The sequence below is a fragment of the Rhodoferax sp. genome (assembly GCF_028714215.1).
Lineage (GTDB): Bacteria > Pseudomonadota > Gammaproteobacteria > Burkholderiales > Burkholderiaceae_C > Rhodoferax.
Window position 1 is genome coordinate 20,575 of the sequence record NZ_JAQTMS010000063.1, and the last position, 10,858, is coordinate 31,432.

10 protein-coding genes are annotated in these 10,858 nt (G+C 59.5%); 5 read left to right on the plus strand and 5 right to left on the minus strand.

The annotated features are described in order from the left end of the window. Nucleotides 1–102: 102 nt before the first annotated feature. The 3 genes from PHS32_RS20930 to PHS32_RS20940 all read left to right on the plus strand — a co-directional run bounded on the left by PHS32_RS20930 (nt 103) and on the right by PHS32_RS20940 (nt 1,136). Nucleotides 103–390, plus strand: a complete 288-nt coding sequence (locus PHS32_RS20930) for a hypothetical protein (protein WP_301081219.1) — start codon at nt 103–105, stop codon at nt 388–390. 188 nt (nt 391–578) lie between these two features. Continuing rightward, nucleotides 579–932 carry a BPSL0761 family protein gene (locus PHS32_RS20935; protein ID WP_301081220.1) on the plus strand — a complete coding sequence of 118 codons (354 nt, stop codon included), beginning with the start codon at nt 579–581 and terminating at the stop codon, nt 930–932. Between the two features lie 54 nt (nt 933–986). Further along, nucleotides 987–1,136, plus strand: a complete 150-nt coding sequence (locus PHS32_RS20940; RefSeq protein WP_301081222.1) for a hypothetical protein — start codon at nt 987–989, stop codon at nt 1,134–1,136. Nucleotides 1,137–1,174: 38 nt separating this feature from the next. On the opposite strand, the gene PHS32_RS20945 is transcribed toward PHS32_RS20940, so the two are convergent. Continuing rightward, nucleotides 1,175–1,600, minus strand: coding sequence for a hypothetical protein (locus tag PHS32_RS20945; RefSeq protein WP_301081224.1), 426 nt, complete (start codon nt 1,598–1,600; stop codon nt 1,175–1,177). A gap of 1,364 nt (nt 1,601–2,964) precedes the next feature. Here PHS32_RS20945 and PHS32_RS20950 point away from each other — a divergent pair. Next, nucleotides 2,965–3,636, plus strand: a complete 672-nt coding sequence (locus PHS32_RS20950) for a hypothetical protein (RefSeq protein ID WP_301081226.1) — start codon at nt 2,965–2,967, stop codon at nt 3,634–3,636. Nucleotides 3,637–3,747: 111 nt separating this feature from the next. Next, the gene (locus PHS32_RS20955) at nt 3,748–4,149 is read left to right on the plus strand and encodes a hypothetical protein (protein ID WP_301081228.1); all 402 of its coding nucleotides are present in this window, start codon (nt 3,748–3,750) and stop codon (nt 4,147–4,149) included. A 50-nt stretch (nt 4,150–4,199) separates the two neighbouring features. On the opposite strand, the gene PHS32_RS20960 is transcribed toward PHS32_RS20955, so the two are convergent. From PHS32_RS20960 to PHS32_RS20975, 4 genes are all read right to left on the minus strand, one after another. Then, nucleotides 4,200–4,484, minus strand: coding sequence for a hypothetical protein (locus tag PHS32_RS20960; protein ID WP_301081230.1), 285 nt, complete (start codon nt 4,482–4,484; stop codon nt 4,200–4,202). A gap of 274 nt (nt 4,485–4,758) precedes the next feature. Further along, nucleotides 4,759–6,324 (minus strand): VapE domain-containing protein, encoded by a 1,566-nt coding sequence (locus PHS32_RS20965; RefSeq protein WP_301081233.1) that lies wholly within the window; start codon nt 6,322–6,324, stop codon nt 4,759–4,761. A 259-nt stretch (nt 6,325–6,583) separates the two neighbouring features. After that, entirely contained in the window at nt 6,584–9,802 is a 3,219-nt protein-coding gene (locus tag PHS32_RS20970) for a helicase-related protein (RefSeq protein ID WP_301081235.1), read from the minus strand. Between the two features lie 11 nt (nt 9,803–9,813). After that, on the minus strand, nt 9,814–10,713 hold the full coding sequence (locus tag PHS32_RS20975) for a hypothetical protein (protein ID WP_301081237.1): 900 nt from the start codon (nt 10,711–10,713) through the stop codon (nt 9,814–9,816). Nucleotides 10,714–10,858 lie beyond the last annotated feature (145 nt).

Below are 10,858 nucleotides of genomic sequence, written 5' to 3' on the forward strand. Positions count from 1 at the left end.
GCTTGAGGAAGTGGGGCAGTACTGGTGCTTTCGGGCAAAGTATGCCCGGACGCGCACTTGGTACTTTCGAGTGATGGCCTGGCTGTGCCGGAGGCTTGAGAAATGACAATCCCGTACAAACGAGTACGCGCGTCGTTAGCCGCAGCGCGCTTCGGTTTGGCATCGTCGAACCCCGGCGCAGACGAAGCGGTGTTGCTGCGCAATGCGCTGCTGCAAGGCCGCTTCGATGCGATTCTCGAAGCAGCCGCGCACGACGGCTTGCCTTTTGTTTGGCAGCAAATTGGGGAGCTGCGTAGGAGTGGCTCGTTGAGTGAGGTGCAGAACGCCAAACTGGAGCGCATGGTGCGGAGCATCGAGCGTGGTTTTGCAGAAGCGGAAGACGAGAGGTAAAGAATGACAGTATCCGAAAACGCGCAGAGGGAGAAGCCAGCATTGACAAAAATCCAGCGCAAATGGCTTACGCTATGTATCGCACACGACCTGTCGGAGATACTTCGTCACGAATCGCAGCAAGGCGAAGCATTCGAGGCGCTGGTGGCAAGCCTCGGGCGCGCTCTCGCGCGCGGAGGATGGCTGACATGACAGAGCCACATCAACGCACCCGGTCGCTTTTGAAAACAAGGCGTTTTCTTGAGGGGCTCACACGCCCCGGCGACACGCCGGGCATAGCGGACGACATGCGCAAGACGGCGCGCCAGCTCCTGAAGCACTACCCGACAGATAACGACCTGGATGACCTGCACGAGGGGGCGCCGGACGTGCTTGGGCCGGTTGAGCAACGGCAGCCACTGGGCGATGCTGTGCCTGCGGCGGTGCGAAAAGGCAGGTACTTGCCATTCGCGCCCATCCCTCCGCGGCTCAACGCCAGCGCAGAGGAACGAGAAGAGTACAGCAAAAAGGTCGCAGCGCATCGAAAAATCGTCGGATACTGACCCTATCTTTCTATAAATCTAGGTGCTATAATAACGGTATCACCTGGAGCTATCATGTTTGACACCCTCGCCATCCTGCCTGCCCTCATCGCCGTCGGCCTGCTTGCTGCAGCTATCCTGCCTAGGCCTGACGTCTCTGGCGAGGCCTGGACCGCGGCAGCGTTCAGCCGGGCAGTCAAGCAAGAGCTCGGCATCGACATCTAAAAGAAAACGCCCACCGAGGTGGGCGTTGTGAATGAGAATCAAAGGTCTGCAAACAGCAGGGGGTTTCCTTTCGCAGTGAGGCGTGCCACAAGTTCGCGGTGAGCGCTAAACGCCCGGCCATACTGTGCCGCAAAAAACACACCCCCAACCACGCATCCTAGACCGAGCACTTCCATGAGCTGCGCGTTGCCCCGCGCTCCTGTAGTTAACACCGCAGTGAAAACCACAACGCCGTGCAACATAAGAAAAGTACTCAAACGATACGCCGGCTTGACGCGCCTTTTGTAAGCAAAAATCTCGTGAAAGCACACCGAGTTGAACTGGTACCGGAGCCAAAAAAGTGGCACCCGGAACTGCGGCTTGTGGTACGTTGACGCAAGCGCCCACGCATCCAACAGTGCCCGCACTTCAGCAGAAACAGCGGCAAGAACGAAGCCCAGAAAAATCCAGGTGAAAAATGACATGATGAAGGTCCTTAAGGTTAACGGCTTTCGGCCGTCCCGGTAGCGAGCCAGGCGTAAGCGGTATCGCTTAAGTCTGGCCCCTACTCTCCCCTCGGAAATCACACAAAGTCTGTTCTGTCCTACTTCGTATATCAACCGGTTTCCAACAGCCGAACAGCCGGCATGAGAGCGGTAGCTGCCCGGGCATCGGGCAGCGTGGCATCGCCACTTGTGGTGAAAAGTAGTAATAGGGTTTAGGCGCTTGCTTGCGGGGGAGAACCGGCCAGCAAACCACGCAAGCGGCTACGACAGCCAGTAGTCTCGCAAGTGGACACGCGAGCGCTAATCGGCACTTGTGGTGAGAAATAGTAGTGGCCCCGGCACGTTCGTAGTGGCCGGTTGTGGTGAGAAGTAGTAGCGAAAACGGCACTTGTGGTGAAAAGTAGTAGCGGGCCTGTCGCAGCGTGGCATCGCACGGGGCTTGCGCCTTTACCGAGGGCAAAACCCGGACTCTCGGCACAAAAAACTTGGCGAGCGACAGCGAGCGGTACCCTGCGGCGGGACAAGCGAAGCCCCGCCGCAGTGGCGAGCGCCAGCGAGCCTGACCCTGACCCCCGGCACCCTTGGTCAACGCGCGCCGGGCCTCGTCAGAGCGTGCTCTGGAAACAAGTTCTGAAGCCTGGCAGCGCACCAGCAGCCGGCAGCCCTCTTTGAAAACAAAGGGGGTCCAGCCTGTACCAGGGGCGACGCCCAAGCGCCATTTCGCTTAAGTAAAGAATTCTTTACTTAAGCAAACCAGCCCGGAACGTACTCTCAAAACAAGTTCTGAAGGGCCGCCTGTCACAGCGTGGCATCGCACGGGGCTCGCGGCTTTACCGCGGCAAAACCCGGAGCACGGGCACACAAACTTGTTAACAAAGCGAGCGCCCCGCGAGCGGTATTCGGCGGGCACAAAGCGCAGCGCCCGCCGGGCTGTTGGTGGCCACGCAATAGGCAAAGGAGCCTTGGCCAAGGGCCTCGCGCGGGGGTCAATTTGAAATCAAAAAGGGTTCCCAGGCGGAGCGGTTTCCTTGGTACAGGCTGGGAGGTTGGGGGGTCACGGCTGTTCGTGGCTGTTCAATTGAGCGCAAAGGGGCTTTAGGTTTGGCCGCAAAAGGCGGGGCGGTAAGCCTTGGGCGGGGGTAGGTGGCACGGTGCCCCTGGTGAGGGCTTGTAGGTGCTCTGGCGGGCGGTTGTTGGGGCGTCTGGTCGCAAAGGCGTTCTTTAGGTTTGAGGCGTGATACCTCGCAAACAACGCCGGAGACTGGATTGGCCGCAAAGCCAGAGCCGGCGCGGGGTTTGAAGGGGTAGCTATAGGGGGTACCACTACTCGACAGGAGCTACCCATGCGCGACTACCGAAAACTTACGAAAAAACAGCTTGACGTCCTGACCTCGGTCGGTACGTTTGGCTACCTGACAACGCGCGAAATAGCACAGCTTTGCTGGCCACAAGCTGCGCCGAAAGCTGCGCTCAAAGCTGCGCAGGAAGTTGTCACAGACCTGCGCACAGATAGGTTGCTGCTGACGCGTCAACTGCGCGTCAATGGCCTCACGCACGCGTACGTGCTGACGAGCCGGTCGGCGGAACTGCTTAATGACGCGCACCTGCAGATAGCTTTCAGCGCGGGGTACAACCTGGCGACAGACCGCCAGGTAATGCGCCAGCCCGTCCTTGACCTCGCGCACGCGTGGGCCAAGGCAAAGGGTCTGGGAGCAGTTGGGCCACGAGGCCTCGCAGCGGACGCCTGGGGGCTGGGCGCCTTTGCTGGGCTTGATGTTCTGCTCGTGGACCCTGACAACATGACGCCGGCGTTTGGCGTGATGCTTGTGCGCGGCTTTGACGTGCAGACGGTGGAGCGCTTGAAGCGTGACTGCAAGCTGTCGGTGCCCATCCTGCTCGCAGGGCGTGACTACGACCAGCGGCGCATCGAGGCACTGGTCAAGGTACGGGCATGGGCAGCGCCGTTTAATGAGGAAGTGCTGCAGCTGAACAAGCCTGAGGGGCTGTTGTGCTAACACGAAGGGGGTTGACATAGGTCAAGCGTAAGGGAGCCGGATGAGCTCCCTTCTGCCGTTATGCTCGCGCTTGAGAGTGCTCACAGGGAGGACTCACAACGAGGACACGACATGACATTTCAAGAGATGACGAAGACAGAATTGAAAAAGGTATATGCAGAAGAGGAAGCAAGAAACGGTGGGCCGAAAGGCGATGCTGCATATGAGCACTTTAAGAAAATGCTTGACGAAGGGTACAAGCGTAATGGCTTTGCAGGAGTGCTTACGGAAGCGGCTGCGTTCACTGCACGTACTACTGACCTGCTAATCAGCGGAGGGTGCTCGCGGCAATATTCAGGGAAAGAGTCTGCCGTTGTGTGGTGCGCAGACATGTACAACTCGGACAGTGCCCAGCAGCTGAAGCGCCTGCAGCGCAAAGTGAGGGAAGAGGCGAAATTCAGAGCCGAGGCAATTGCAAAGGCACCTGACAAGGTCGCAAAACCGGCGAAGAAAGCACCCGCCGCCAAGGCCTGACACCCCAACCCACCAGCCCCCGCGCTCCAGGCTCGGGGGCTTTTTTACGCCTACGCCTTAGGCGGCTTGGCCCAAGCAACAGACTTGGGTGCGGCCACGGCCTGCGGCGTGACATCAGGGAGCTGGTCAATAAATGCCTCAAGCAGCGCACGCTCGGTCGTGTCCCAGGCCAGGGCAATCGCACGGAACTTCTTGCGCTTGCCGGCGTCAAGCAAGACATTCAGCTGAGTCTTACCGGCAGGCTTCTTTGAGCTCGCGAGCTTTTGGGCAACGCCAAGACTTGCAAGGGATACAACGTCTTTCGCAAGAAAGGGTGGAAGCTTGGTCTTTGTCATGATGCTATTTTAATAGCATACTGAAATTCAGGGTAGAGGGTAGATGTTTTTTCAACAAACCCAGGCCCACATACAAACACGGCTTAATGCAGCCATCCGGGAGTCCTCTAATTTATCTACCCTTCTACCCTTAAGAAGTTGTATTTAGTGCGGTGTCACTGGAGAACTATCGGTTTTTGCTAAGGGTAGAACTCGTTTTCCGTTCTACCCTTTGACCTTGCCTGTACCCTTAACGAAAAGACCGCCCGTAGGCAGTCTTTGAGCTGGCCACTGTTCAGGCGGCGCCTGTCCTGAGGTTTCTGCACCTTGCAGGCACCTGGGAGAACATTCCACTGGACGTGCGCAGCTTCAGAGTCCACACCAGCATTCCATTCGACTTTTTCGGGTCTCCGACGTGCTTGCGCAGTACTGCCCCGACTTCCCCTGTGTGCCGCTTGTCCATTGGCAAGTCCAGTAGCTCCAGCATATCGGTAGCCGTCATGCGCACCAAGTTGTGCGACTCGGCCGCATCTTGCTCCATGCCCACCAGAGCCAGCGTGGGCGCCTTTAGCTTCTTTGTAAGGTCAAATGCTGCGTGCAGTTTTTCGGCTACTGGGCTGGACGCCATGAACGAGTCATTCACGCCCGACAGTGCCAAGTTTTCCGCCCGGTTCAGATGCCACACCGCCCCCGCGTCCACCAGCGTTTTGACTTCAGTCCAAAGCTGTTGCATGTCAATCCCGTGCATGAAGTCGACCCCTTTGACCGGCACTGTCCACCAGCGACGATTGCCCGTGTCGTCAATGAGAAAGTCAGCCCTATTGACAGTCGCTCCGATTACGGTCTGCCGCTGCATCTCACTGTCGCCTACTGCATAGGGCCTGCGCAGTTTGTCAGCGCTGTTTGACATAAAGCCTTTGAGCTTGCCCATGGCGCTCTTGCTGAACGTGCTTTCCAGCTCACCGAGCTCCACAATCCAGTGGCCCGCAAGTGTGAACACGCTATCCTTGCTGTCAGGGTTCAATTGATAGTTTTCCAGCACCGCACCTAAAGACGGCTTGCACAGTGCTTTGAACCAGCTGCTCTTGCCCTCGCCCTGCTCGCCCTGCATCGTCAGCGCGCACTCGAACTTGACGCCCGGCCCTGCCTTGTACAGTGCGGCCACTGCGCCTACCAGCCACTTCGGCATGACCATATTGCGCTGTGCTACGTATTGCGGCTCGACCTTGAGCGTCTCAATCAAGTCGCCGATGCGGCTGACCCCGTCCCACTCTTTGCTTTCAATCCACTCCCTGACGGGGTGGAAGCAATCTTGTTCGCAAATTGAGGACAGCGCGTTGTTAATCCAGTCGCGGCTGAAAGTCATGTCATTGCGAACAGCCAAGCTGTAGATGAGGTCGATTTGCCGGTCATAGATGTTGTCTTTGGAGTACACCGCGCCGGGGATATCCACCTCACGCAACCGGCGCATTTCGTTGTAGCGCCCGGTGATGCCGTATTCCTTGAGCATGTAGGCCAAGTTTTCGATGCTATTTTTGAGACCAGAAATCTCGAAACCGTCCTTCGTCTTTTTGAAGCGCGGGTGCGGAAAGCCGGTCTTGTCGAGTGTCGAGTCCATGGACATTCGGCAGCCCTCGGGTAGCCCCTCATTGATAGCAGCCTCCGCGCCCGCGAACGCTTCCTTAGTCGTCTGCCATGCAGGGGAAGGGGCAGCAGCCTTCGGCTTCGACTGTGCGGGAAATATTTCGGGCAGTGCCGCCAGCGCTTCAGTGACTGTTTGTGCCGGCGCAGTAGCTGCTGCCGGGGTGATGCCGAAGTCGAACGCCTCCGCAAGCGCTGTGGTTGTTGTGCTTGATTGCATGGTTTGTCTCCGTCAAACGCTCCGCGGTGATGGATGAGGGCAGACTGCGGAGACAGTTTTTCGGCCGGCCAGCCTATCCCTCAAAACCGTATAGACACCGCCGCGGCATAGTTTTTCTATTCTTTTTCGTCGTCTGATAGCACTGCACTATTCATCCACGAAAAAGCCCCAGGCCTTGGCGCGGGGCTCAGTACCACTCTGACGTATTTAGAGTCTTTAATACATGCGCGGGGAACCACTACCGTTCACCTTACGTATATCACTGCTCAAGCAGCTCGCGAAGCCCCGGCAAGGGATTGCCTGCCCTCGGACTTGCAGGAGGCATCGAGGGGAAGGCCGGGCTGCCAGGCGTCCAGAATTCGACAGAGTCGGAATGCTCTTCATAGAAGTCAGGGTCTGTCGTTACGGCAATCTGCTTTGAACCCGGCTGGGTCCAGACGGTCTCCTTCGCTGAGAGTCTATTGGTGTCGCACCCCGGTGGTAGAAGTTGCTGTCGGTCGAGTAAACGGCCAAGCTCAGCGAGCCCATATGGCGCCGGTGCAGGCTCCTGTAGGTCGAACGCTCCTTCGATGGCATCGTCGATGTCGAACGAATCCGGCGGCGGCTCCGCGGCCTGCTGCTGCAAGTGGGCGACCAGGTTGGCTCGGGCTTGCTGGCGGTTGTCAGGTGAGGCCAGGGCTGCAGCGGCGATTTGCTGCGGCATTGAAGAGAGAATCGGCTGTAGTCGGCCAACCACGGCGGTGAACAGGCCGATGCGGGTTCGAAGCGCCCGATAGACATCGGTCTCCACCGTGTCCTCGTACATGAGATTCACGATTGAGATACGTTCGAATCGAGCCCCCAACCTGTCTAGGCGCCCTATTCGTTGCTCAATTTTCATAGGGTTCCACGGAGCATCGAAATTGACCAATGCCCCGCAAAACTGGAAGTTCAACCCTTCTGCTGCAGCGTCGGTGCAGACCAGCACTTGGGCATCGCCGCGGCGAAAGCGGCGCTTGGTTTCTTCTCGCGTCAAGGTCTTCCAGCGGCCATCCGGCTGCAACCACTCGCCGCCACGGCCGGAGTAGCAGAGGATGGAGAACCCCTCGCGCTTGAGGTAGTCGCGCAGGTAGTCCAGGGTGTCCGTGTACTGCGTAAACACGATAGCCTGGGGGTATGCCGGTAGCAACGAGTTGTCCATGGCGTGGAAGCTGCCGGCCTGCAATGCCTTTAGAACCTCTGCCAATCTGATGGCTTTGCTGTCGACAGGCAGGCTTTTGACGAGTTGCAACAGCCGCTCGATGTCGCCCCCTTCCTCCTGATTCAGCGCCACCAGCTTCTGCGCCGACACCGCGTCGTCGTCGGCCTGGTCTCCGCTGTCGTCCTCATCGTCTTCGGCGTCTTCGGCCGTCCGCAACTGGTCGAAGGGCAAGCTGGCCTGTCCGTTGACGAAGCTCAGGCGTTCTTCCAGCGTTTGACGCAGCGCGTAGACGCTGGATGCCAGGCGCTTGCGATAGGTCGTCATCACAAAGCCCACCGCGCTGCGCTTGTCTTGCGCGGCGTTGTTGTACGTTGAGGAGATGTAGTCCTCCAGGGCGCCGTATACCTCTTCCTCGACCGGCGACATGTCCAGGAACTCATCGACCACCATCCGGGTGGCGATGGGCGAGTCAATCATTCCGCGGCGGTGGTACTCGCGAAGGAGGTCGCGCGTGTGCCGGGAGATGAGGCCAGCCACCGGCGTGTGCGCCCGCATGATGGCCACGGCACTGCGCCGTTCGTCGGCGCTGAGCTGCCGCCTCGGCGTGGCGGCCACGTCGCGCAGGGCCCGAAGCACTTTCCTGGCCTTGAGCGAGCTCTTGCCGACCGTACGCCGCTCGGCAACGTCCTGGGGCACAGGGCCAAAGGCCGCCTCAGCGGCACGGAACAAAGCTGCAAGAAATTCTAGGTCGTCATGCGACGGGTTGGTGTTGCCAGTCTTCCGGAAGAACTCGAGAAACGCACTGCGCGACCACGCCGCCGGCATCGCCAACAACGACAGCAGGTCCCAGACCTCGACAGGATGAACCTGCATGGGCGTGGCCGAGAGCAGCAGCAGCCCCTTTGTCCGCTGGTTCAACTGCTGCATCAGCCGCAACAGCAGGTTGGGCGGGCCTTCCCTGGTTGCGCCTGGGCTGCGGCGCCGCGCGTGGTGGGCCTCGTCCAGTACGACAAGGTCCCACGGCTCGGCCGCTTCCAACAGCTCGCGCTGCCGCTCGCTGCGCCGCATCAGGTGGCTCGATGCGATGACGAAGGGTTCGCGGTGCCAATCGTCGCGGGACACCTCACGTTCGCAGTGGCCCTTCATCAGCGGTGACGGGTACCACTTGAGCGATTTGCCGTCGTAGATGGGCCAGTTCAAGTTGAATTTTTCGCGAAGCTCAATCTGCCACTGTGTCATCACGCCCTTCGGCGCCAGCACGAGGATGCGCTTGGCGCGGCCTGACAGCCAAGCGTAGCGAAGCACCATGCCTGCCTCAATGGTCTTGCCCAGCCCAACCTCGTCGCCGATGAGCAACCGTGGCGGCCAATGGCTCAACATTCGTTGGAAGGCGCGCACCTGATGAGGCCAGGGTGTGATGGCACTCGTTGCTTCGGCAATGCCTTCGCCACCAGGCTCCTGCGGGGCCTGCCAAATGACGTCCCATACCTGCTTACGCGTTTCTTCGGCGCTACTCAACGGCTTGTCGGGCGCAGGCGGCCCACCCCCATCTTCGGGCGTTGCAGGCGGCCTCTCAACGCGGGCGCGCTTCAGGCGTTCAGGTTCATCTCCGTCCGCCGGCATGAACCGCAGCAAGTCCTCCCGGACGGCCGACGGCACATCCAACACCTTGGCACGTCTGGACCTGTCGGCCCACAACTGGGCGAAGGTGCGTTCTTCGGCGTCCACGTGCTTGGCGCCACCGTCCCAGTCGCAGAAGACATGGAACGACTCCCAGTTGCGCAACCAGCCGTTCGCGGTCTCGTTGATACTGCCGGCGAACGCGATGCGGTTGCCCGTCTTGTCTTCGATAGTGCCGCCCTTCTCGTGAAAGATGGCGTCGGACAGGATGGGGTTGCGGTTCTGGTCGCAAGGCACTGCGACCTTGATTTCGAGGTAGCCCTTGGCAACCATCCAGGCAAGCAGCTCCAAGGCCTCCTGCTCACTCTTACTGCTGCTTGCCAGCGGCATCGACAGCAGGCGTACGGCCACGGTGTCCTTCAACGACTGGCCGCGCTCGATGGCATCGACCTCGGGCTGCCCCAAGGTGCAACCCACCACCATGCGCATGCGGCCCGTGTTCAGTACCAGCCCCTCAATGCCACGCGCGGCAATGGCCAGGGCGGTGGCTCGGAAGTACCCGGTCGTCCGGTCGTAGCGCTGGGCACACCACAGCGCGGTCAGGTAGAACTGGTCAATCAGACTCCCTGCATCGGGGTCGTACTTGCTCTGCCAGTCGAAATCAGTCAGCAGTGGCATGCATCCTCATTTCATTGTTGAGGTAGGTCGTCGAGCGGTTGGTCCCCAAGCGTGCCGACGTAAACGAGGGAAAGACCCCCGCGACGTGACGCTGCCGCAGCATTGCGGTCGTTGGGTGGGCCATCAGCACCTTGCCCGTCGTCGTCACCTTCAAGGCTCTGTAGCCATTCGTCGACGGCGATGACCGTTTCGATGCCGCCTCCAGTTTGAAGGTGCTTTAGGGCGGCACCTTGGATGGCCAAGCTCAGCGACGATGCCAGTGGCATGCCTGACTGAAGGCGAGCCCGGGAACGGATTCCCGCTCGCTGAACGGGAAAGGTCCATCGTTCGTCTGCGGCCCGTTGCATCACTTGCTGGACGAACTGCGACCAATGGTCTCGGCGATGGATGGCCCAGGGCCTGCCAAGACTGCCGCTGATGAAGCCTTCCATGAAGGCGCCGAGGCTGAGCTTCGACGCGTCCACTGTGCCGAAACCTGCGCTTGCGCCAAAATCTTTTCGAGCCCCTACGCCCCAGGCGCAGTCATCTGCAAATCGCCGCTTTCGACGAGGGCTGGTTATGTACCGCAACTCCTTCGGATACACGACACCGTACAAGCCGGTTCGGTCGGTTTGGCTTGAGCCACCGAAGTTCCAGCTTGAGGCGCCCGTCGGCAGCCAGTCTGGATAGGACGGAAAAGTGAAGGTCGGCCAGTCACGGTACAGTTCGAACTGAACGGCTTCGTTGCCCTTTAACTTTCCAGTCGCAGGGTTGTTGCAGGTCTTGGCCTGAAGCAGAAAGGCCGAGCCCTGCGGAAGCGGATTTCCAGTGACGAAGTGCTGCCGCACCAGAAGTAGGTCGCCAATCTCGATTTGGCCGATGCCAAACTCCACCTTCGGCTTCTGGTGGATGAACACACTGCTCACTGCCACGCTGTCTGGTCGCCAAGGGGCTAGCCTGAATATTTCATACGGCTGAGTCGGCGGTCCCGCCCGAAGGCGCGTTGTCATTGGTATCTGAGGCCAAACACAACATAGGACCGCCAATGTCAAACTGTACCGGAGAATTTGGAGCAGG

What these genes read in the sequence shown, in the direction of transcription:
- PHS32_RS20930 (WP_301081219.1), top strand. Translation starts at nt 103, where the DNA reads ATGACAATCCCGTACAAACGAGTACGCGCGTCGTTAGCCGCAGCGCGC.
- PHS32_RS20935 (WP_301081220.1), top strand. Translation starts at nt 579, where the DNA reads ATGACAGAGCCACATCAACGCACCCGGTCGCTTTTGAAAACAAGGCGT.
- PHS32_RS20940 (WP_301081222.1), top strand. Translation starts at nt 987, where the DNA reads ATGTTTGACACCCTCGCCATCCTGCCTGCCCTCATCGCCGTCGGCCTG.
- PHS32_RS20945 (WP_301081224.1), bottom strand. Translation starts at nt 1,600, where the DNA reads ATGTCATTTTTCACCTGGATTTTTCTGGGCTTCGTTCTTGCCGCTGTT.
- PHS32_RS20950 (WP_301081226.1), top strand. Translation starts at nt 2,965, where the DNA reads ATGCGCGACTACCGAAAACTTACGAAAAAACAGCTTGACGTCCTGACC.
- PHS32_RS20955 (WP_301081228.1), top strand. Translation starts at nt 3,748, where the DNA reads ATGACATTTCAAGAGATGACGAAGACAGAATTGAAAAAGGTATATGCA.
- PHS32_RS20960 (WP_301081230.1), bottom strand. Translation starts at nt 4,484, where the DNA reads ATGACAAAGACCAAGCTTCCACCCTTTCTTGCGAAAGACGTTGTATCC.
- PHS32_RS20965 (WP_301081233.1), bottom strand. Translation starts at nt 6,324, where the DNA reads ATGCAATCAAGCACAACAACCACAGCGCTTGCGGAGGCGTTCGACTTC.
- PHS32_RS20970 (WP_301081235.1), bottom strand. Translation starts at nt 9,802, where the DNA reads ATGCCACTGCTGACTGATTTCGACTGGCAGAGCAAGTACGACCCCGAT.